The sequence below is a fragment of the Pseudomonas sp. ICMP 10191 genome (assembly GCF_001467335.1).
Taxonomy (GTDB): domain Bacteria; phylum Pseudomonadota; class Gammaproteobacteria; order Pseudomonadales; family Pseudomonadaceae; genus Aquipseudomonas; species Aquipseudomonas cerasi.
In genome coordinates, this window is sequence record NZ_LKGW01000126.1 from 1 (window position 1) to 22,438 (window position 22,438).

The following is a 22,438-nucleotide window of genomic DNA, read 5'->3' on the forward strand; positions in this document are numbered from 1 at the left end:
CAGCCAGTCGGCCGCGCAGGCGCCGGAAAGCTCGGCGGCCGGCGCCGCTCGCCTGCCAGTCGCGCCGCGACATCTGCCGATTTTGCAGAAGTTTCGTGCCGAACAGCCCACCGTACAAGGCACTTCCACACCGACTATCAGCTCTAACGCGGCCCTGCTGATCGGCAGTTTGTTGCAGTCTGAAAAGCTGCCCTTCGAAGTCATGGCCGCCCGGTTGGCGCCTGAGCGTTATGAGTTGAAACAGTTTCATGGCTCCGACTTGCAGCAAACGCTCGGACGATTCGCTGAGCCAGGGCATGTGCCAGGCAAGGCCGAGACCGAGCAACTGATCAAGGGCTTTGCCCAGTCGCTCGCAGACCAGCTGGAACACTTCCAGCTCATGCACGACGCGACGGCTGATGGATTCGGCCCCGGAGGGCTGCGCGACCGCAACACGCTGGCGGTCAGTCAGGCGGCGCTGGGCGAATACGCCGGTCGGGCGAGTAAGTCCATCGAAGCGGGGTTGAACCACAGTCTCGCGGTGCTGGACGAACGCATCGCCGCACTGGACAGTCAATTGGAGGGCGCCAATGAGGGCAGCAGACCGGGTCTGCTGATGGATAGACAGGCGCTGGAAACGGCCAGAGCGATGCTGAGCGACTTGCACGCCGACTTCTGCAAATCGCCTGAAGCCAAGCGGCTGAATGCCGTTGCCGCTCACACGCAAATGGATGCTCTGATCGACAAGCTGAACGTTGATCGCAACTCGGTCGGCGGCTGGAAGGGGGTCGGTCCGATCGTCGCGGCAGCGGTGCCGCAGTTTATGGTGTCCATGCTCCACCTGGGGTATATCCGTACGGCCACCGGTGACGCGATGAAAGATGCCGTTCCCGGAAAGAGCGCCGACGCCAGCATGAAGAGGGCCCTGGCCGTAGGACTGACTGCCGGGGTGGCTCATGAGGGCATTACCAACCTGTTGAAGCCGATCGTGCAGGCCGGGTTTCAGAAAACCGGCCTCAACGAACGGCTGAATATGGTGCCACTCAAAGGGATCGATACTGACTCGGTGATTCCCGACCCTTTCGAGTTGAAGAACGACAACGGCGCACTGGTCAGAAAAACACCTGAAGAAGCCGCTGAGGACAAAGCCTTCGTCGAAAGCGAGCGAGCGGTTTTGAATCAGAAAAAGGTTCAGGTTTCGTCCACCCACCCACTGGGTGAGATGATCCCCTACGGTGCCTTTGGTGGCGGGCAGGCGGTACGCCAGATGCTGAATGATTTCAATCTGCTCAATGGCCAGACCCTGTCGGCCAGAGCGGTGACCTCCGGGATCGCCGGGGCCATATCAGCCACCACCCAGACCATTGCACAGATGAACTCGACCTATGTCGATCCGCGCGGACGCAAGATCCCGGTCTTCACCCCGGACCGCGCCAATGCCGACCTGGGCAAGGACCTGGCCAAAGGCCTGGACCTTCGCGAGCCGGCGGTACGCACCGCGTTCTACAGCAAGGCTGTTTCAGGTGTGCAGAGCGCAGCGCTGAACGGCGCGCTACCACCGGTGGCAGTCCAGCCCGAAGGTACATCCGGCACGCTCAGCGCGGGTAATATCCTGCGCAACATGGCGCTGGCGGCAACCGGTTCGGTGTCGTACCTGTCGACCCTGTATGCCAACCAGTCGGTTACGGCCGAGGCCAAGGCCTTGAAAGAGGCGGGCATGGGCGGCGCCACGCCAATGGTAGCCCGCACTGAAACCGCCCTGAGCAACATCCGCCATCCGGACAGAGCTTCACTGCCGCATACGTTCCAGCCAGCTACCTTGGGTGGCGTCCCCAGAGCCGTGGAAAACGCCTATCACATGGCCAGGGGGGCGCTGCAATTACCGACCCAGGTGGTGGTCGATACGGTGCGTGTCGTGGAAGACGGCGTAGCAAGCGGCGTGTCCTCGTTGCGCGATGCACTCAAACCAGCGGAAACATCATCGCCAGCAGTTGATGACGCCGCTGCTGTCGAACTGACGGCGATGGAGGAGGGGCGCCGACGCTGACGAAAGCAACCAGGGCTGAGCCTTTCTTTTGGAACCGACAGCGCCAGGCAGCCACTCACTGCCTGGTCAGCTCAGGCTTTTCTTAAAGGACTATGACGATGAATACCTCGCAACATGAGTTTTCCCGTTTCATCACTGCGCTGGGTACCCAGCTTGGCACTTCGCTTACCTGGCAGAACGGGGTATGCGCGCTGTATGACGGCCAGGATAACGAAGCCGCCGTCATCGAGCTGCCCGAGCACAGTGAAATGGTCATCTTTCATTGCCGCGTCGGGCGCTGCCCTGAACGCACTGCCGATTTGCAGCATTTGTTGAGCCTGAACTTCGATGTCGCCCGTTTGCACGGTTGCTGGTTTGCCGTCGATCAGGGCGATGTACGCCTGTGTGCGCAACGTGAGCTGGTGTCGCTCGATGAGCCAGCCTTTTGCGACGTGACGCGTGGCTTTATTGCTCAGGCACGCGAAGCCCGCGCATTTCTGCACGCCTGAGCAGACGGGTGTGCACGCAAAAGCGCCGCTTCCATGCGGCGCTTTTGCGTTGTTTCAGCTATCAGCTTTTGACTTCGAAGCCCGACAGTTTCAACTCGCCTGCCGCCTCTTTCAGCGATGCCGAGGGCCGCGACAGCTCCCCGTCGAACGTGTAGCCGATGGGTTTGTCCTGGTCTTCGCCATAGATGAAGTTGATTCGCCCGAGGGTCTTGTTCACGCTCAACGACGCACCGCTGTTGTAGCTGATCAGTGGCGTGGGTGACGTGAAGTTCTCGGTCTGCGGTGGCGCATGGAACACCACCAGCCTTTTGATCCTCATGTTGTTGCGATTTTCCAGAAGGCCGGAGAGTTCGGTCTGCGTCAGCGTACCCCTGCGGCTGCCTTCGTCGATCTCGTCGATCAGCGAGTCTTTTGGTTCAAGGCGTACCCGGGCGAGGGTGCCCTGGCTGTTTTCAAGCTGCTTGACCATGGCGCTGAGCGTCGGGTCCTGACGCATGTACTCGGCGACCCTGGCGGCGTTGCCGGGCGCACTGGCTTCGCGTATCGAACCCATGATTCTGGTGAGGATGCTTTCCTTGCTCAGGCCGGACAGGTTGGTCTTGCTGGTTTCGAAGCGGGCATTGTCCAGCACGCTGTGATTGCTGATCGACGCTTCGTGTTGCACGGCCGCCCGTTTCAGGTCTCGAAGCGCCTTGTATTGCGTGTCGTTCTGCGACGGTCTGTCGGCAAACAGCGCTTTGAGCTCGTCAAGTCGTGCCTGAGTGGCCTGCTCAGTGTCCATGTCGGCGTAAAGCGCGTTCAGCGGATCCTGCAGCGCTGCAAGCCTGGCTGTCGTGGCTTTATCCTTGAAGGCTGCAGCGAGACTTTTCGACAGTTTGTCCAGGCTCTCGGTGCTCATCGGGGTCGCTACGTTAAAGCGGAACTTGACCCGTTTGACGGTTTTGTCATCGATGGTCACGTTCGCTGCGACGCCCAGGTTATTGGCCGCCGATTGAGTCGCTGGCGTCGGCCCGGCAGCGGAGGCCGGGGTCGCTGTGGCGTTGGTGTGCGTGCCACCGATCTGCCCGCGCGCCTGCCCGCCGAAGATCAGACTGTTGAAAAAGCGCGGCCGGTTCTTGCCGCCTTCGCGCAGTTCTGTCTTGTCGTTCTTCTGGGTCAGGGAGTAATCGGTGTAGCTCAGCAGGTTGACCGTGACATTCGCCGCCACGCCCAGACGCGCAACGGCGGAAAGCGGCGCGCTGTCGGCCTCCGACAGACCGAAGCCGACGCGCATATCGGCGCTGAAGCCTGTCGTGATATCGAAATTGAAGCGGCGCGCTTCATAGGTTTCGTGGTCCTTGACCTTGTTCAACAGCTGCAAGGGGTTGAGCTTGCCTTCGAACAGGTCGTCGACGAATCCATCGATTTCGTCGTCCGCTACATTGAAGATCACCCCGGCACGCTGGCTCGCGGCAGCGGTTGCGGTCACGTCTCCGCCAAGACGGAAGTTCGGGGTCATCTTGCGGTTGTTACCGATATCGACGCTGCGGGCAGGGTGGTTTTCGTCGAAAAAGCCAGGCCAGTAGTCCTTGCCACCCCCCACGCCGCCGCTGATATTGCCGGCCGCTTCTCTCATCAGGTACAGGGTCACGCCACCTTCGCAACGTTCAGCACTGAAGAGGTAGTTGCGATTGCCGGTAGCCCCGGCGGTCGGCCACGGGCCTGTCGACTTGTCGGCAAGGACGGCGAACGGGCTGGTCAGGTTCAGCCCGTAACTGCGTTGCACGCCGATTTCATCGTCGCCATGCTCCAGGTTTTTGAGCATGGCCTTGAGCGTGTCGGCCAGCTCGGACTGATCCTGGCTGCCGGTTGCCGCGCGCATATTGACGCTGACAGCGTGGTCGGATTTTTTTAATGCGTTCGAGAACGCCTTGACCGCGTCATACGCTCCTTCCAGTGCTGCGTTATCGGTAAAGCCCATGTCGGTGACCTGCTTGACCGGGTTCTCGCCATAGGTCACATCGCGTAACGAGGTCAATTCCGCTTGCAGCCTGGGCAGGTCGCTGCTGCGTGCCAGCAGCTCAACCTTGCCAATCAGCGCGCCGAGGTCTTTCAGGGTGACCAGATCCAGCGCCAGGCGGGCCTTGCTCAGCCCGTGATCTTCATTGGCATCGCGGCGTTGACCCAGACCGATATCGGTTTTGGTGTGAGAAAGCTTTACCCCGTTGTCTTTCAGCCGCTTGAGCGTTGCGGCCGTTGGGTTTTCTGCGGACGGGGCGACCCGGGTCAGTGCGTTATCCAGCTCATTGACGAAATCATGGCCGGAGCTTTTGAAGTTGAGCATCGACCCCAGTTCAGCCAGCTTCTTGCCTAGCTGAGTGCGTTTCGACGACTTTGCCAATTCGCTGTGCTGGTTGAGCACGCCGTCGTTCTGCCTCAGGTTTTTGAGCTTGCCGTAATCCTTGCCGATGTTCTCCAAAGCGGTCCTGGCGTGCTTCTCCAGTTCGTCGCGGAATACTTCCAGTTCTTTTGCCAGCTCAGCGCCTTCAGGGCCAAGCTGCAGGCGCGCAATTCGCGCCTTCAGATCGTTGCCCGGGGTCGGCGGTGCGCCGCCGGCTTCATGAATCAGTTCAAGTTGTTTGAACGCGATCAGCTCTTTCTTGTAGAGCTCCTTCAGGCCCTCGCGACCATGATAGCGATGCTGGATGTTGTTGCCGACGTTCTTCATCCAGCGAGGCGGTTCCAGCGTGTGCTTGTAGACATTGGCCCGAATAGCCTCGCTGGCGGCGGGACGATTGCTTTTCTCCATGCCGCTGCGCCCGAATGCATTGATGTCCAGCTTGGCCGTCAACCCGGTGCCTGGAATCCGCCAGGTCTTGTGCGCTCGCGTGATGCGATTGTAGACGTCGTTCAAGCCGTTTTTTTCCACGGGACGCTGTTCGAACGCTTGCCACTGCCCCTCTTTCAGTTGCATCAGGCCTTGACCGGTGGCGTCCTCGATCTGGACGCTCAAGCGATTGTCATCATTGCTGTACAGCGCTTTGACCGGTTGCCCGTCAGGTGCCGCGAGTGGCGTCCATTTGGCGGCCAACTGGCCTCCGAATCGGGTTGCCTGCCATGCCTCTCTGGGCATGCAGTAAAGCTTGCCGGTGCTGCTCAGTGTGTAAAGGTTGTGCTTTTCGTCCAGGGTCAGTTCCTTGATGTCTCCCTCGATTGCGGACGTATCCAGATCAATGGGTTTGTGGTCCTTGCTATGGGCCGTCAGCCTGTTCTGATCATCGAGCACAACAAAGCGCTTGTCGCTGACCATGGCAAAGGCGGTCACGACCCGATTCTCCAGCCCTGCGATTTCCTTGCCCATCGCCACCTTGGTCGAGCGTGCTATCTGGGCCAGCGCCGTATTGTGGTCGAAGGCGACATTGGGGTGTTTAGGGGCCACATCCAGCCTGAGCAGCTTGCCACCTTTCAATACGTAGGCGTTGCTGTCGGCACCGCGTTGCAAGCGATCCACCTCCCTGATGCCAGCATCTTTCCAGCACTGTGGCGTCGCATCCCAACGCTGGCTACGACCGGCGCTCAGGCCGACCAGCCCGGCACGGTCGAGGTGCAGGCGGTCGGCCCCGGCGGGCGCTGGCATAACCGTCAGGCCGCGTGTGTTGTCCAGTACCAACGCATTGGTCAGGTTCCAGCCGCTTTCCAGTTTCGTACCCTGCTCATCGAGCGCATGGGAGTGCACCTCGCCCTGACGATTCCTGATCAGCGCGTGCACGCGACCGTCATCGCCACTGATGAATCCGCTGACGCTGTTGTGGCCGCCCATGGGTTGATCGTCCAGCCTGTAGCCGGCCCGCTCCGGCATCAGGCGCAACATCGGGTCGTTGCTTTCGAAGGCGCTGCGATCAGTGCTGTAAAGCCTGCCCTGCGTGTCTGCAATAAATAGCCTGTCGTTGCTCAGGGCAACTTCGGCGGCCTGTGCCTGACCACCGTCGAGTTCAAGGGCTTTGGTTTTTTTCGGGGTCAGCCCACCAATCACCGGACTCATGTCGGCCAGCAGGACGGTCTGCACGTCCGAGCCGCTGAGCAGTGCCGCGGTATCGTCAGGGGCAACCGAAAATGACTTCAGGTCGTTGAACTCGGCGTGCGGCATGAACGGGCTGGAGAGATCGACGACGACATCGTCACTTTTGGCGTAGACCGAGCCGTTGCCTCCGGTTATCAGGCGGTTGAAAGCGATGTCCTCGATATCATCCACTGGTTTCCAGCGAGCGGCGAGCGGTTCGAACTGGTACAGCCGGTCTTCATGCACGCGCAGGCGGTCGCCGCTGGTGGTCTGATGGACCTCGGTGAGGTGGGCGATATGGGCCTTGCCTGGCAACTCCTGGCTGCGCCGCCCGTCAAGGGTGTCGAGATGAATGTGGTTTTCTTCACGCTGCATGTTCACCGGAGGAGGTTTCCCGCCTGCTACCGGCAGTGTGGGCTCGCTGCTGCGGATGACGGCCAGCGAGCTGTCGTCCTGCGCCAGATGCAGCAGATGCCCGTTGGCTTGCAGAAGTTGGTGGCCCTGCGCGCCTTGCTCACTCTGCTGCGCCAGATAGGTTTGTCCGGGCTTGGCGAGTATGTCGTCCAGCAGCGCGGCCATGCCGGGCGTCTTGAACGAAGAGAAATCCGGCTTGCCATCGGCACTCAGCCTGACAGTGGCCTGTGGTTGCGCATTGCGTACCCGTTGCTCGCTCTTGAGCGCGGAGCGCCCGCTGGTGCCAGGTTCCAGCCCGGGGTTGCGCGGCGCAAGCGGCTCTTCAGGATCGTCGGCTTTGGTGCCGGAACTGCTTGCCGTGTTCGTGTCCACAGGTTGCATTGACTGGCGTGTACCATCGGAGCCTTGCAGGCGGCTGCCAGGGTTACGGCGTTCGCGCATAGCGCTGGCGACCGCCTCTTCGTCAGTCATGGGCTCTGCGGAGAGCTGCTGCGAAGCGCTGTGTGTGAGCTGATCCTGCGGAAGATTGAATGTGACACGGCGATTGTTACGGGGGGCAGTGCCTGTCCGCGTCGATCCTTCTTCTATTTCATGCGTCGTCGTCCCTGACGCGTTTGCCCTGTTCGCACTGGTGCGCAGAATGGACTTGGGAGGCTGGTCGCTGCGCGGCGCCGGGTTATCCTGCAAATGATTGCCACGACCGGTATTTCTGCCGGCCTCGCGACTGGAGCGCGGCGCCGAGCTTGAGGGTGTTTGTGTACTGGGCGATCTGGCGGCCGACTGCCGGGGTGCCCTGGATTTCTGGAAAACCTTACCGACGCTTTTCAGCAGCCGTTTTCCCATGCTCCCCAGGGAATGTGAGGAGCGCTGGGTCGGCTGTTCAGTTTGCTGCCGCAGATTTGAAGGGTTGTCGGCTCTTGCTGTTGCTTCTGGCGAAATGACGTTACCGGTATTGCGGTTGACCGTTGGTGCCTGCACGGTGCATCTCCCTTTCCATTTGCCGCCCGACGACGGCGATTTTGTAACCCTTTGAAAAGTCCTTCAGCTTCTGTGTGGCATGGGAAAGGCACCGGTTCCACAGAAAAACAGCTGGCTGAAACGTTTCAGGCTTGTGCGTACGCAAGCGAAATACGCGTTGCAGGGAACTGGAAAGGCGGGCGTGCCACGTAGGGGGACACGTTCAGGACATTCCGCACATGGCCGCCGTTGCCCTCCACGTTTCGTCTCCTCGTTTGCTGGCTCGTTCGATACAGATCGCCGTCCTGGCCTTGGGGTCGCTGTGTGTGGGCTGTCAGTCAGTCGATGACTCACAGCCGCGCCTGGACCGCTTACCGCGACTGGTCGCCGGGCTGGGGCATCGCTCTGACGACGCGCAGGCAAACCCTCTGGCTGCAACGACTGTTTCCGATTTGCCCGTCTACAACGGCGAGGACGTTTGGCAACGGGTAGCGCAGCGATGCCGGCTGGTGGACGGGCAGGGCGTCAATGAACGTATTGCTCGTCAGCGTGACTGGCTGCTGAACAATAGGGGCTTCCTGACCGGGGCCAGCAAGCGCGCCACGCCTTATCTGCATTTCATTGTCGAGCGCCTGGATGAGCGCAACATGCCATTGGAACTGGCACTCTTGCCCATGATCGAGAGCTCCTACAATCCCTTGGCCAACTCCCCGGCGGCGGCAGCGGGCCTCTGGCAGTTCATCCCGTCCACCGGTCGCCAGTTCAACTTGAACCAGAGCGCTACCTACGACGCCCGCCGCGATGTCGTAGCGTCAAGCAAGGCGGCGATGGATTATCTGACTCGCCTGCATGATCAGTTCAATAACGACTGGCTGTTGGCACTGGCGGCCTATAACGCAGGCGAGGGTACGGTTGCACGAGCGATCGACGCCAACCGTCGGCGTGGCTTGCCTGTCGACTACTGGCATTTGAATTTACCCCGCGAAACCCAGGACTACGTTCCGCGCCTGCTGGCACTCTCGCTGGTGGTGCGTAATCCAGGCGCCTATGGCGTGCAACTGACGCCGGTCGCCAACATGCCGTATTTCGATGTGGTTGAGCTCAACCACACGGTAGACCTGACTCAGCTCGCCGCCACCACCGGGGTAGATGAGGCGCAGTTGTTGCGCCTCAACCCGGCATTCCTGCGAAAAAAGACCCCGGATGGGCCGGGACGCTTGCTGATTCCCAAGACCCACACGCAGGTTTTGACTGCTGGTATCGAGCGGATCACCGGAGAGTCGCCGACAACCGCTGTCATCCCGCCCAGCCCTGGAAAGCGCGTGCTCGAGCGTCAGCCATCGTCGCAGGTGGCCGAGCGCGCTCCGACGCCTGGACCGTTGCACGCAGCAGCGCGCGAGCAGACCGTAGGCCTGATGCAGGTTCTTGGGCGGGAGCCGGCACCGGAATCGGTGCAACCGGTCAGACGTGAACCTCAACCGAAAGTGGTGCAGGTTGCCAGGCAGGAACCCTTGCCCGGCGCCGCGCAACCCGTTAACGCTGCCGAGCGGGTGCCTGTATCCGACCCCATCCAGCCTGAGCGTCTGGCGTCGTCGCAGGCGACACAGCTTGAATCGCAAAACGAGCGTTCGTTACTGGACCGCCGGATACAAAAGAGGCTGTACATCGATGACCGTTCGTCGCCACGCAAGCGCGACGAGATCGCGTACCGCGATGAGCCGCGTGAGCTGCCGAACGGTCCTCGTGTCGTAGTGTACGCGAGCGATCCACGCCAATAACCTCTCGATTTTTTTCTCCTGAGCCCTTAAAGCACCTGAAAATTGACCTTTTTTAGTGCTTTTTCGCGTTTTCAGTGTGTATCCGAAATCCTCGGAGGCAGAATTTTGCTCCTTTTTTTGCCGTTATAGGGGCGTAAAAAGGGCGGCTGACCGACCTGCACCAGATATGTTTCTCAATGGATCATGCAAACTTTGTAAAGAATTGTAAGTAAATACTTACACATATTTTGAAACAATCTCAGTGATGATGAGGTATCAGCGCTGCTTATGGAGGGAAAAGTTCACAGCGCCATAATCCTTGATTGCCGGATTGTCCTACAGTGAATCCTTTCAGCCGATTAGCCATTTTCAGAACCTGACAATCTAAATTCTGAAAAGGCGACGCGTTCGGATTACCGAATGCAGGTGTGGCAAAAAGCTATCGCGAGATGGGCCCAAGAAATGGGGGGATTCTGGATCCAACCAAATCAGCGATGTCGCACTGTTCGGAAATCCGACTGATAACTTGGTTGTATCCGCCCAGTTATCGGGCATTGTTTTGCAGTCCGGCACTTTATATTCGAACGTGTGGAGCAGGTTGGACATTGACAGGTTTATGCCTGAGTTTGTTAGTTGTAATGTTATTGAAAGTCAATCTATTAAGTGCATGTGCTTTATTCTTTTGGTTTGATCGATTTTTACTGTTGCAAAGAACTCACGCGTTGCGGCACACCGTGCAGGGGCATCGAAGTTCATGGGGTGGCTAACTGTTTTTTCTACGATTGGCAAGTTACAAATTTTTCGATTTCATTATGGCTCCTGATCGGGCATGCGCCCGGATCCCCAGCAGCTGTGGGGCCTGCGGCGATGCTTGGCCAGCGTAAGTCTATGATAATTTTGGAATAAGTATATATTAATAAGGTCATGTAAAAGCGCGTTCGCTATACCGAGTGAATCTTAAGGTGCTGGCGCTACTTGATAGTGATTCTCGAGTTTGTGAAATTTTTTACCATCGTTGGGGAACTAAATTACTATAGGTGTGCCTTGTAAGACGTGGTATTAATATTCCGCCTTCCTCCCGCTATGAGAGTGATCGATGAGCACAGACATTGATAACGACGTTCGAACGCGTTGGAACGTAACTGCATTATCGGCTGGTCATCAAATTGCAATGCACAGTGCGCTACTGGATATGGACTTGCTTCTTTGCGGGGAAACCGGCACCGGCAAAGACACCCTGGCCAGCCGGATTCACGAGCTGTCGAGCAGGACAGGGCCCTTTGTCGGCATGAACTGTGCGGCCATCCCCGAGTCGTTGGCAGAGAGTCAGCTATTCGGCGTGGTCAATGGTGCGTTCACCGGCGTGTGCCGCGCTCGCGAGGGCTACATCGAAGCCTCCAACGGCGGCACCCTCTATCTGGACGAAATCGACAGCATGCCGTTGAGCCTTCAGGCCAAGCTCCTGCGCGTGCTGGAAAGCAGGGGGGTCGAGCGGCTGGGCTCGACCGACTTCATACCCCTGGATCTGCGAGTGATCGCCTCGGCCCAGCGCCCGCTGGATGAACTGGTGGAACAAGGACTTTTTCGTCGTGACCTGTTTTTCAGGCTCAATGTGCTGACACTGCAGTTGCCAGCCTTGCGCAAGCGTCGCGAGCAGATTTTGCCATTGTTCGACCAGTTCACCCAGGACATCGCCGCAGAGTGTGGCCGCTCCGCTCCAACGCTCGACAATGGGCGTGTACAGATCCTGTTGAGTCATGACTGGCCCGGCAACGTGCGCGAACTGAAGTCCGCTGCCAAGCGATTTGTCCTCGGATTGCCGTTGCTGGGCGCCGAGCCGGTCGAAGCGCGTGACCCGGTAACAGGACTGCGCATGCAGATGCGCGTCATCGAGAAAATGCTCATCCAGGATGCCTTGAAGCGGCATCGCCACAATTTCGACGCTGTGCTAGAGGAACTCGAACTGCCCCGGCGGACCCTCTACCACCGCATGAAAGAGCTGGGGGTTGCTTCGCATATCGACCTGGCAGCCGAGTCCTGAATCGCCGCTGCGCTCGCGCAACGCCGATGCCATTGGAGTCATGAAATGAATCTCGATGATGAGTTTGACGATGACCTGGATGCGGAGCGCGTACCCAATCTGGGGATCGTTGCCGAAAGTATTTCGCAGCTCGGCATCGATGTCTTGCTGTCGGGCGAAACCGGCACCGGTAAAGACACCACTGCCCGGCGCATTCACAACATGTCCGGGCGCCAGGGGCGCTTCGTACCGATGAACTGCGCGGCCATTCCGGAATCGCTCGCCGAGAGCGAGCTGTTCGGGGTGGTGAGTGGAGCCTACACCGGCGCGGACCGTTCTCGAATGGGCTACATCGAAGCGGCGCAGGGTGGAACCTTGTATCTGGATGAGATCGATAGCATGCCGCTCGCCCTCCAGGCCAAGCTGCTGAGGGTGCTTGAAACCCGAGCACTGGAGCGTCTGGGCTCGACCTCCACGATCCACCTGGATATCTGTGTGATTGCGTCGGCTCAGGCCTCTCTGGACGATGCCGTCGAAGAGGGGAAGTTTCGGCGCGACCTGTACTTTCGCCTGAACGTGCTGACCCTCAAACTGCCGCCGCTGCGCGATCAGCCCGAGCGTATCCTGCCGCTGTTCACTCGGTTTGTGGCGGCGTCGGCCAAAGAACTGAACGTCGCGATTCCCGATGTATGCCCGTTGCTGCAGCAGGTACTGACGGGGCATCGCTGGCCCGGCAATATCCGCGAGCTCAAGGCCGCTGCAAAGCGTCATGTGTTGGGCTTCCCCTTGCTGGGGGCTGACTCGCAGACCGAAGAGCACATGGCGTGCGGGCTCAAGTTCCAATTGCGGGCGATCGAAAAGGCCTTGATTCAGCAAGCGCTCAAGCGCCACCGCAATTGCATCGACGCGGCCAGCCTGGAGCTCGATATTCCACGTCGTACGCTCTACCGTCGCATCAAGGAATTGAGCATCTGATTTTTTGCAGAAGATCTGGAACCGATTCGCGGACACATGCCACCTAGCTGTACCAAGCAATTACGCTGGTACAGACGAAGGGGTATGACGTTATGACTATCATGAGTTCTCTGGCGGGTGCGGGTCGCGGTGTAGTCAACACGATCGGTGGTGCCGCTCAGGGCATCAACAGCGTAAAGAGCAGCGCCGACCGTAATGCTGCACTGGTGAGCAACACCGGCAGCACTGACAGCATCGACGCTACTCGCTCCAGCATCAGCAAAGGCGATGCAAAAAGTGCCGAGCTTGACGGCACCGCGAACGAAGAGAACGGCCTGCTCCGCGAGTCGAGCATGCTGGCGGGCTTTGAGGACAAGAAAGAGGCGCTTTCCAACCAGATCGTCGCAAGCAAGATCCGGAACTCGGTCGTCCAGTTCTGATTTCTTGACGCCCCTTCGTACCTGAGGGGGCTGCTACTTTTAGGAGGTTGTGATGCAGAGTCTCAGTCTTAACAGCAGCTCGCTGCAAACCCCGGCAATGGCCCTTGTCCTGGTACGTCCTGAAGCCGAGACGACTGGCAGTACGTCGAGCAAGGCGCTTCAGGAAGTTGTCGTGAAGCTGGCCGAGGAACTGATGCGCAATGGTCAACTCGACGACAGCTCGCCATTGGGCAAACTGCTGGCCAAGTCGATGGCCGCGGATGGCAAGGCGGGCGGCGGTATTGAGGATGTCATCGCTGCGCTGGACAAGCTGATCCATGAAAAGCTCGGTGACAACTTCGGCGCGTCTGCGGACAGCGCCTCGGGTACCGGACAGCAGGACCTGATGACTCAGGTGCTCAATGGCCTGGCCAAGTCGATGCTCGATGATCTTCTGACCAAGCAGGATGGCGGGACAAGCTTCTCCGAAGACGATATGCCGATGCTGAACAAGATCGCGCAGTTCATGGATGACAATCCCGCACAGTTTCCCAAACCGGACTCGGGCTCCTGGGTGAACGAACTCAAGGAAGACAACTTCCTTGATGGCGACGAAACGGCTGCGTTCCGTTCGGCACTCGACATCATTGGCCAGCAACTGGGTAATCAGCAGAGTGACACTGGCAGTCTGGCAGGGACGGGTGGAGGTCTGGGCACTCCGAGCAGTTTTTCCAACAACTCGTCCGTGATGGGTGATCCGCTGATCGACGCCAATACCGGTCCCGGTGACAGCGGCAATACCCGTGGTGAAGCGGGGCAACTGATCGGCGAGCTTATCGACCGTGGCCTGCAATCGGTATTGGCCGGTGGTGGACTGGGCACACCCGTAAACACCCCGCAGACCGGTACGTCGGCGAATGGCGGACAGTCCGCTCAGGATCTTGATCAGTTGCTGGGCGGCTTGCTGCTCAAGGGCCTGGAGGCAACGCTCAAGGATGCCGGGCAAACAGGCAGCGACGTGCAGTCGAGCGCTGCGCAAATCGCCACCTTGCTGGTCAGTACGCTGCTGCAAGGCACCCGCAATCAGGCTGCGGCCTGACCGACAACCGCCTGACGGAGAACTCACGTGACCATTTCCCACCTTGGTAATGTTAAAAGCATCTCGCCGGAACTCGGGCAGGATGTGCCACAGGGGCTCGTTTCAGAACCGGCCCAGGCGGATGTCGACATCTTCACCGCTGCCACGCAGCCGGACGGCGTTTCAAGTGGAGCGCCGCTTTCCGAGCATATCGCCAGCGCAATTTCCGGCGGTCTGGGCGAAACCGAAAAAATGTCTCAGCAAGCGATGCGGTCGATGAAGAAAGCCTCCGGGACTGGAGACGCGCTGGATATCGCGGCGATGACCAGAACCTTGTCGCAATGCTCGTTGCAGACTGCGCTCACCACCAAGGTGGTGAGCAAGACTGCGCAGGCGCTCGACAAGCTGACTAACTTGCAGTAGAGGTTTCCGTGAAATTTCTGAGCGCAGGGCTGTTGCTGATTTGCATGGTGTTGCTCGGCGGCTGTAGTGATGAAACCGATCTGTTCACCGGCCTGTCCGAGCAGGACTCCAACGAGGTCGTTGCGCGCCTTGCCGATCAGCATATCGACGCGCGCAAACGTCTGGAAAAAACCGGCGTTGTCGTCACCGTCGCCACAAGCGACATGAACCGCGCCGTCAGAGTGCTCAACGCTGCCGGCCTGCCACGTCAGTCCCGCGCCAGTCTGGGGGATATCTTCAAGAAAGAAGGGGTCATTTCGACCCCGCTCGAAGAGCGCGCCCGCTACATCTATGCCCTGTCTCAGGAACTCGAAGCGACACTTTCGCAGATAGACGGCGTCATCGTGGCCAGGGTGCACGTGGTACTTCCGGAACGCATCGCACCGGGCGAACCGGTGCAACCTGCTTCTGCTGCGGTGTTCATCAAACACTCCGCAGCGCTTGACCCGGACAGCGTGCGCGGACGCATTCAGCAGATGGTCGCCAGCAGTATCCCCGGTATGTCGACGCAAGCGGCAGAATCGAAAAAGTTTTCCATTGTGTTCGTACCGGCTACCGAGTTTCAGGAAACCACACAGTGGGTCAGTTTCGGACCGTTCAAGCTGGACAGCGCCAATTTGCCGTTCTGGAACTTGATGCTCTGGCTGGTGCCGGCTGGCCTGGCGGTATTGCTGCTGATCACGGCGCTGCTGTTGCGCAGTGACTGGCGCGCTTCAGTGCTGCGGCGGATCGGCTTTGCCGGCCGGAGTCGCTCGACCGTACCGGCGCGCGCGTGATGGACCTGACCGCCGAGGACTATTGGACTCAGTGGTGGTGCAATCCCTGGCCATGGGCGCATCCGGGCTGGCAAAGCCGGTTCGCCGAGCGCTGCGGACTGACCGTCAGCGAATGTGAAGCCCTTATGGTCAGCCGTCACAGTGTGTTCCTGCAGAGTATCGGCATCACGCCAAGTCAACCGCCAATGCCTGCGGAGCCTGTTTTGAACTGGCTGGCACTGACGCCCGTGCAGCGTGATCAGGCGCTGGATCTGGCGCAGCGCATCTGTTTTTCCCGTAACGAAAGCGACGGCCATGACGGGCAGTGGTGCTGGGCGCTGACCAAAGCGTTGCGCCCCGGTGTCTGGCTGGAGCTGGAGCGTGAAGATGCGCGCTTGCTGTTGGGTGCCTGGCTCGGGCCTGAGTATTGGTCGCGATTGCGTCTGGCCTGGGCGCCCGATGAGGTCACCGACAGACCTTGCGCGGCCCCCGAAAATAAACTTCAGACGTTGTGGCAGGCTGTTCTATGGCGTGTCACCGCGACCTGAGTATCCGCTCCTCTCTGCACCAGGAATTCTCCCATGCTTGCCAAACGCAGTATTACTTTGACTGCCGACGCGGTGCTGCCCGAGCCGGTATTGCGCCGTGAAGACATCGCCAACAGTTTGCTGGCTCGCGACATTCTGACTGACGCGCGCCGTCAGGCTGAGCAACTGCTGGTGCTTGAGCAGGCTAAAGCCGATCATCGGCATCAGGAGGCGCTTGCGCAGTTCTGGGAGCGTGCCAATGCCTTTCTGGACGAGCTGCACGTTCAGCGCGAAGCCTTGCAGCAGCAGGCCATGACTGCTGTAGAGGAACTGCTGACTGAGGCATTGTGCCAGTTGCTCGACGAAACAACCCTTGCCGAGCGCGCTCGGGCACTGGTCAGGAACCTGGCAGCCAGTCAGCTCAACGAAGCAGTGGCCACACTCAGCGTTCATCCGGAGATGGCCGAGCCGGTCGCCGAATGGTTGGCAGAGAGCCGTTTTGCAGAGCACTGGGAGCTCAAGCGCGATGCGACGCTGACCACCGAAAGCCTGCGCCTGAGCGACGCCAACGGCGCTTTCGAAATCGATTGGGCAACCCTTCGCAATGGGCTGGCAGGCGCGGAGCCAGCTGCCTGAAACAGACTCTTGCGGCGAAAATGGAACCGCTCCACCTGTTTGCTCCACTCAAGGTTTGAACCTTTCTGCTGGAGTATCAGGACATGATAAATTTCAAATCCCTGCAAAATAACCTCGATTCCACGCTCACTCGCGCGTTGTCCGACGTGGATGACGTGCTGGACGGGGGCAATGGGCATTTCACCGCCGACGACATCGATGCCTTCAGTGAGGCGAGCCAGCAGGCTGCGGTCAGCTCCAACATCGCTGATCAATGCCAGCAGGCTGGTTATAAAATGACCAAAAATGTCATCGATGGATTTCAGTGAGTTCGAGGAGGTCGTCGGCCTGTGGCGTGATCAGCGTCCGGCGAGCCCGCTCGACTGCTGGGTCGACGACGCCAACGCACGGCTGGAAATGGTGGGTGGCGGAGTCCGTTGCAGCATCGAATTACTCGACCCCTATGACGCCAACGACCCTCAGCGTATCGAAGCATTGCTCAGTCACGGCGGTGCCAGCCTGGCGTGTGCCTGTGACGGCGCGTTCGCCATCGATCCGCAAACGCGCTGCATGGTGCTGGTCAGCTGGATGCCTGGCCCCTGCGGCCTTGCCGATCTGCTGAACCGTCTGGAAAGCCTGGCCAATCAGCGCGCGGCCTTGCTCAGCCTGATGCACACCACTCTGGTCAATTCCGTGCCCGCCTTAGCCGGGCGCACGACCCTCAATCACCGGCAACCGGGAGTTTGAAATGCGCAAGGCCTTGATGTGGTTGCCTTTATTGTTGATCGGGCTGTCCCCCGCCACGTGGGCGGTGACCCCCGAAGCCTGGAAACATACGGCTTACGCCTACGATGCCCGGCAGACCGAGCTGGCGACGGCGCTGGCCGACTTCGCCAAGGAATTCGGCATGGCGCTGGACATGCCGCCCATCCCGGGAGTCCTCGATGACCGGATACGCGCCCAGAGCCCGGAAGAGTTTCTCGATCGTCTGGGCCAGGAATATCACTTCCAGTGGTTTGTGTATAACGACACGTTGTACGTCAGCCCCTCCAGCGAGCACACCTCGGCACGCATCGAAGTGTCCTCCGACGCGGTGGATGACCTGCAGACTGCCTTGACCGATGTGGGGCTGCTGGACAAGCGCTTCGGTTGGGGGGTATTGCCGAACGAAGGCGTGGTTCTGGTTCGCGGCCCGGCAAAATATGTGGAACTGGTGCGCGATTACAGCAAGAAAGTCGAAGCGCCGGAAAAGGGCGACAAACAGGACGTCATCGTATTTCCGCTCAAGTACGCCAGTGCTGCGGACCGCACCATTCGCTATCGCGATCAACAACTGGTGGTCGCCGGTGTCGCCAGCATTCTCCAGGATTTGCTGGATACCCGTTCTCACGGCGGGTCCATCAATGGTATGGATCTGCTGGGGCGAGGCGGTCGCGGTAACGGTCTGGCGGGCGGTGGCAGCCCGGACACTCCGAGTCTGCCAATGAGCTCCAGCGGCCTCGATACCAATGCGTTGGAGCAGGGCCTCGATCAGGTGCTGCACTATGGTGGCGGCGGCAGCAAAAGCAGTGGAAAAAGTCGCTCTGGCGGGCGGGCCAACATCCGTGTAACCGCCGATGTCCGTAACAATGCCGTGCTGATCTACGACTTGCCCTCGCGCAAGGCCATGTACGAAAAGCTCATCAAAGAGCTGGATGTTTCGCGCAACCTGATCGAAATCGACGCCGTGATTCTCGACATCGATCGCAACGAGCTGGCAGAACTGTCCAGCCGCTGGAACTTCAATGCCGGGAGTGTCAACGGGGGCGCCAACATGTTCGACGCTGGCACCAGCTCCACCCTGTTCATTCAGAACGCCGGCAAGTTCGCCGCCGAACTGCATGCGCTGGAAGGTAACGGCTCAGCGTCGGTGATCGGCAACCCGTCCATTCTTACCCTTGAAAACCAGCCGGCCGTGATCGACTTCAGTCGCACCGAATACCTCACCGCGACCTCGGAACGCGTGGCCAATATCGAGCCCATCACCGCAGGCACCAGTCTGCAGGTGACCCCGCGCTCGCTGGATCACGATGGCAAGCCTCAGGTGCAACTGATCGTCGATATCGAAGATGGTCAGATCGACATCTCCGACATCAATGACACGCAGCCAAGTGTGCGCAAAGGCAATGTCAGTACCCAGGCCGTCATAGCCGAGCACGGTTCGCTGGTCATCGGTGGTTTCCATGGTCTTGAAGCCAACGACAAGGTCCACAAGGTTCCGTTGCTGGGCGACATTCCCTACATCGGCAAGCTGCTGTTCCAGTCACGCAGCCGTGAACTGAGCCAGCGCGAGCGCCTGTTCATCCTGACGCCAAGACTGATTGGCGATCAGGTCAACCCGGCTCGCTATGTGCAGAACGGCAACCCTCACGACGTCGATGATCAGATGAAAAGGATCAAGGAACGGCGTGACGGCGCTGAGCTGCCTACCCGTGGCGACATTCAGAAAGTCTTCACGCAGATGGTTGATGGCGCTGCGCCAGAGGGCATGCATGATGGCGAAACACTGCCCTTTGAAACCGACAGCCTGTGTGACCCGGGCCAGGGCCTGAGCCTCGATGGCCAGCGCTCGCAATGGTATGCCCGCAAGGACTGGGGTGTGGCTGTCGTGGTCGCGCGCAACAATACCGACAAACCGGTGCGGATCGACGAGAGTCGCTGCGGTGGTCGCTGGGTCATCGGCGTCGCCGCCTGGCCCCATGCATGGCTGCAACCGGGCGAGGAAAGCGAAGTGTATATCGCGGTACGTCAGCCACAGATATCGAAAATGGCCAAAGAGAGCCGGCCATCACTGCTCCGGGGGGCAAAGCCATGAAGATCAGCAGCGTTGCAGTCGTGTTGGTGGTGTTCGCTACCCTGACCGGGTGCGCCACCCACGGTTGTTCGGGAACTGCCTGCAAACGCCCGGACTCCACCAGCCGCGAACTGGTCATCTGGTGGCCTCCGGACATGCGTGACGGTCTTGACGACCAGGACCACGAGCGTGATTACACCGTCGTGAAGTTAAGGGACTAGACATGATCGAGGTCGAGGAGAAAACAGCGTTCTACTACAACGTTGCGGCGCAGAGTCCTGCGGTCTGGCCGGTGGCAAACGGAGTGTCTTTCGTCAGCCGGCGCGAGCATCATGACTGGGGCATTGCGCTGCACATCGAGGGTCGAGCGCTGCGTCCCGAACAACTCAGAGAGGCGCTGCAACTGAGGTTTTCACAAGCCGAACGATTCAATGACTACTTTCTGTTCCTGGATATGCGGCGTGATTTCGTGGTGTGGCACGCGGTGAGCGACGCCCCCTATGCCGTCACCAACCTGGATGATATCCGGCGAAACGAGCTGATACTGGCAGGCCTGGATCATCTGGCTTAGGAGATAACACCCGCGTGAAAAGAAGACCGCCCCATCTGGGGCGGGCNCCAAAAGCATCAGGCAGTTACTGGTCATGCGGAGCTCGGTCGGTTTTCGACACTGCACAGCTGTCACCCCGGCAGCGAGCACTGCCATCAGGATGGGACGACCAGGCCAACTGCGGACGCCAGCGATAAAAAAGACCATAGCCGAGATCAAGCAGCGGCCTGGTCAAGCGCCATGGCTACGGCGCAGCCCCGACATCCAGGCCGACAATGGGCAATGCAGCCCTGTATGACCCGGTATGACTCTGTCTGTGATTCATGCAGGCTTCGACGACCGCGAGATAACGTCGGTTGAGGTCACTTGGCTGGAAGGGTACGCGTATGGCTAAACAGCCATCACAGCTCGACTTCGACCTGAATCACTTCATCGGTGACTTCGTCCAGTTGCCGAACCACTTTGTAGATGTGGCCGACAGCCTGCAGGGTGGGGCGGGGGATGTATTTGCCGACCTTGGAGCGGTACAGCGTGCGGGTCAGCCAGATGCTTTGCACCACCGGGATGCCGGCTTTTTTGGCCCGGGCAATCAATGCCAGGGCTTCCTCGTCTTCCCCTTTGCAATGAATCAGAGGCAGAGGCGTTTCGCCTGGTCGGTAATACAGGGCCACCGCATAGTGGGTCGGGTTGACCAGCAGCATGTCGGCGTCTTCCACCGGCTTGGGCGCAGCGCTGGGCTCCTGATTGAGGATCTCCTGGGCAAGTTGCCGACGATGGCCTTTGACGTGGGGGTCGCCTTCCGATTGCTTGTACTCTTTCTTGATGTCTTCGTGGCTCATGCGCAGTTTTTTCGCATGGAAGTATTTCTGCATGGCGAAGTCGATCATGGCGATCGCCAGCAGCAGCCCCAATATCACTCGCAAAATATGCCTGAACAGCTCGACCAACGCGTGCCAGTAGGTCGTCAGATCGCTGTTGGCCAGCACTGCAAGGGTACCCAGCACAGGTTTGACTTGCACATACAGCGTCGCGCCGATGGCAATGGCCTTGAGCACACTGAGCAGCAGGTTGAGCAGGTTTTGCCCGGAAAACATCTGTTTGGCGTGGGAAAACGGGTTGATCTTGTTGGGATCGATTTTCAGCGCCTTGGGCGCGAACAGAAAGCCGATCTGCATCCAGCTGCTGATCAAACGCATCAGCATCGCTATACCGACGCTGCACAAGGTAAAGCTGAGCAGTACGGAGAATCCTTCGCTGGCAATCAACTCGACCGAGGCGGCAAAGCTGCGGTCGATACCTTGAAAGGACAGCGACAACAGCGCCTCCAGGCGGTTGACGCTTTCATCAGCCAGGGCCAGGGTGATTTCACTGACAGCCATCAGCACCAGCAGTTTGCCGAGGTCCTGACTCTGCCCGACCTGACCCTTTTCCCGCGCGTCACGCAGTTGCTTGGGCGTAGCCTTTTCGGTTTTTTCGCTCACGGCACTTGCACCAGAAGTGTCAGTAGCGACTTCAGATCAACCAGCTTCAATAGTTGACCTGTGCCCAGTTCCAGCAGCGTCGGCAGATAGATCAGCAGAAACGCGAGGCCGGCCATACTCTTGGCCGGCATGGCGAGGATCGAAACGTTCAGCTGTTGCGCATACAGGCCGATGATCGCGAACGCTGCTTCGATCAACAGCAGCAGCGCGATGAAGGGGGCGGCGTAAAGCAGCATGTGCTGCATCGTCTGGTTCAACTGCTCCAGAAATACATCCAGGCCGCCAGCGTTCATGCCTGGCAGCCAGGCCGTCGGAGGCCAGACGCTGTAGCTGTCCCAGATGATCTGAGTCATCAGCGATAGCCCCCCGGTGAGGATGACCAGCATGATCAGGGTTTCTTGAAACAATTCGCCCAGTGGCGTGGCGTCAGGGCCCAGCGCCGGGTTCAACTGGCCGCCGCTGAGCGCACCGCGCTGGCTGTCGAGCAGTGCGCCGACCGAGGCGAACATCCAGAACGGCGCATACAGCAAAAGCCCCAGTAGGGTGCCGAGTACCGCTTCCTTGATCAGCAGGCCGCCGATTGCGAACCAGTTGTCGTCGAGGGACTCCAGAGCCCGGGTGATGGCCGGTGCCGGGATCATCGCCATCACCGCCACGACGGCATAACGCAACGGGCCTTTGAGGTATTTGAAGCAGAAGGCTGGCACCAGCAGCATGCAGGGCATCAGCCGCGCCATTGCCAGTCCCATGCCCAGCATGAATTGAAAGGCGCTGTGCGCGTCGAAGGGCATTTAGTGACTGACCCCGGAGCGGGCAATCAGGTCGAAGGCCATATTGATGAACTGGATCAGCTCGACGCCGATCCAGCGGCCGGTCATGGCCAGGGTCAGTCCGACGGCCCCCAGTTTGATGCCGAAGGGCAATGTCTGATCCTGAATCTGCATGAGTGCCTGCAGCAGCGAGGTGACCACACCCACCAGCACCGCAACGGCCAGCGGCGGGGCGGTCAGGATGACGACCAGAAACATGCCTTGCTTGAACAACGCCAACGCTTCCATGACCG

At 59.5% G+C, this 22,438-nt stretch carries 20 protein-coding genes; 16 read left to right on the forward strand and 4 right to left on the reverse strand.

Annotation, left to right across the window (positions count from 1 at the left end; all coding sequences use genetic code 11):
• Together AO388_RS19880 and AO388_RS19885 are read left to right on the forward strand one after the other, a co-directional pair.
• Positions 1 to 2,026: hypothetical protein (locus tag AO388_RS19880; protein WP_058416982.1), on the forward strand; the 2,026-nt coding region annotated here is incomplete at its 5' end.
• Between the two features lie 98 nt (positions 2,027 to 2,124).
• Entirely contained in the window at positions 2,125 to 2,514 is a 390-nt protein-coding gene (locus AO388_RS19885; RefSeq protein WP_003433480.1) for a type III secretion system chaperone, read from the forward strand.
• A 61-nt stretch (positions 2,515 to 2,575) separates the two neighbouring features.
• Here AO388_RS19885 and AO388_RS19890 read toward each other — a convergent pair whose 3' ends face one another.
• On the reverse strand, positions 2,576 to 7,945 hold the full coding sequence (locus tag AO388_RS19890; RefSeq protein ID WP_058416983.1) for an AvrE-family type 3 secretion system effector: 5,370 nt from the start codon (positions 7,943 to 7,945) through the stop codon (positions 2,576 to 2,578).
• Positions 7,946 to 8,163: 218 nt separating this feature from the next.
• On the opposite strand from AO388_RS19890, the gene AO388_RS19895 reads away from it, so the two are divergent.
• From AO388_RS19895 to AO388_RS19960, 14 genes are all read left to right on the forward strand, one after another.
• A complete protein-coding gene (locus AO388_RS19895; RefSeq protein WP_054080715.1) occupies positions 8,164 to 9,702 on the forward strand; it encodes a lytic transglycosylase domain-containing protein in 1,539 nt (512 codons plus the stop codon).
• Between the two features lie 1,075 nt (positions 9,703 to 10,777).
• The gene (hrpR, locus tag AO388_RS19900) at positions 10,778 to 11,722 is read left to right on the forward strand and encodes a transcriptional regulator HrpR (RefSeq protein WP_072365606.1); all 945 of its coding nucleotides are present in this window, start codon (positions 10,778 to 10,780) and stop codon (positions 11,720 to 11,722) included.
• 45 nt (positions 11,723 to 11,767) lie between these two features.
• Positions 11,768 to 12,676, forward strand: coding sequence for a transcriptional regulator HrpS (gene hrpS / locus AO388_RS19905; RefSeq protein ID WP_003365153.1), 909 nt, complete (start codon positions 11,768 to 11,770; stop codon positions 12,674 to 12,676).
• 92 nt (positions 12,677 to 12,768) lie between these two features.
• A complete protein-coding gene (locus AO388_RS19910) occupies positions 12,769 to 13,095 on the forward strand; it encodes an Hrp pili protein HrpA (protein ID WP_003314134.1) in 327 nt (108 codons plus the stop codon).
• Positions 13,096 to 13,147: 52 nt separating this feature from the next.
• The gene (gene hrpZ / locus AO388_RS19915) at positions 13,148 to 14,173 is read left to right on the forward strand and encodes a type III secretion system effector HrpZ (protein WP_058416984.1); all 1,026 of its coding nucleotides are present in this window, start codon (positions 13,148 to 13,150) and stop codon (positions 14,171 to 14,173) included.
• A 27-nt stretch (positions 14,174 to 14,200) separates the two neighbouring features.
• Positions 14,201 to 14,575: a type III secretion system inner rod subunit SctI gene (gene sctI, locus AO388_RS19920; protein WP_003314135.1), complete on the forward strand. Its 375-nt coding sequence runs from the start codon at positions 14,201 to 14,203 to the stop codon at positions 14,573 to 14,575.
• Between the two features lie 8 nt (positions 14,576 to 14,583).
• Positions 14,584 to 15,390, forward strand: coding sequence for a type III secretion system inner membrane ring lipoprotein SctJ (gene sctJ / locus AO388_RS19925; RefSeq protein WP_003433474.1), 807 nt, complete (start codon positions 14,584 to 14,586; stop codon positions 15,388 to 15,390).
• Entirely contained in the window at positions 15,390 to 15,917 is a 528-nt protein-coding gene (locus AO388_RS19930) for a hypothetical protein (RefSeq protein ID WP_054080717.1), read from the forward strand. The genes sctJ and AO388_RS19930 overlap by 1 nt, the downstream gene beginning before the upstream one ends.
• A gap of 33 nt (positions 15,918 to 15,950) precedes the next feature.
• On the forward strand, positions 15,951 to 16,532 hold the full coding sequence (gene sctL / locus AO388_RS19935; protein ID WP_054080718.1) for a type III secretion system stator protein SctL: 582 nt from the start codon (positions 15,951 to 15,953) through the stop codon (positions 16,530 to 16,532).
• Between the two features lie 83 nt (positions 16,533 to 16,615).
• Entirely contained in the window at positions 16,616 to 16,840 is a 225-nt protein-coding gene (locus tag AO388_RS19940; RefSeq protein WP_003314139.1) for a type III secretion protein, read from the forward strand.
• Positions 16,818 to 17,258, forward strand: a complete 441-nt coding sequence (locus AO388_RS19945) for a type III secretion system protein HrpG (RefSeq protein ID WP_003415377.1) — start codon at positions 16,818 to 16,820, stop codon at positions 17,256 to 17,258. Before AO388_RS19940 ends, AO388_RS19945 begins: the two co-directional genes overlap by 23 nt.
• 1 nt (position 17,259) lies before the next feature.
• Positions 17,260 to 19,365: a type III secretion system outer membrane ring subunit SctC gene (gene sctC / locus AO388_RS19950; protein WP_058416985.1), complete on the forward strand. Its 2,106-nt coding sequence runs from the start codon at positions 17,260 to 17,262 to the stop codon at positions 19,363 to 19,365.
• Positions 19,362 to 19,565, forward strand: coding sequence for an HrpT family type III secretion system protein (gene hrpT / locus AO388_RS19955; RefSeq protein ID WP_003314144.1), 204 nt, complete (start codon positions 19,362 to 19,364; stop codon positions 19,563 to 19,565). The genes sctC and hrpT overlap by 4 nt, the downstream gene beginning before the upstream one ends.
• Before the next feature lie 2 nt (positions 19,566 to 19,567).
• Positions 19,568 to 19,915, forward strand: a complete 348-nt coding sequence (locus tag AO388_RS19960; protein ID WP_003365146.1) for a hypothetical protein — start codon at positions 19,568 to 19,570, stop codon at positions 19,913 to 19,915.
• 380 nt (positions 19,916 to 20,295) lie between these two features.
• Here AO388_RS19960 and sctU read toward each other — a convergent pair whose 3' ends face one another.
• Genes sctU through sctS form a run of 3 tightly spaced genes read right to left on the reverse strand, consistent with a single transcriptional unit; the run spans position 20,296 to position 22,433 of the window.
• Positions 20,296 to 21,375, reverse strand: a complete 1,080-nt coding sequence (gene sctU / locus AO388_RS19965) for a type III secretion system export apparatus subunit SctU (protein WP_003433472.1) — start codon at positions 21,373 to 21,375, stop codon at positions 20,296 to 20,298.
• A complete protein-coding gene (sctT, locus tag AO388_RS19970) occupies positions 21,372 to 22,166 on the reverse strand; it encodes a type III secretion system export apparatus subunit SctT (RefSeq protein ID WP_003433471.1) in 795 nt (264 codons plus the stop codon). Before sctT ends, sctU begins: the two co-directional genes overlap by 4 nt.
• Entirely contained in the window at positions 22,167 to 22,433 is a 267-nt protein-coding gene (gene sctS / locus AO388_RS19975; RefSeq protein WP_003339811.1) for a type III secretion system export apparatus subunit SctS, read from the reverse strand.
• Positions 22,434 to 22,438 lie beyond the last annotated feature (5 nt).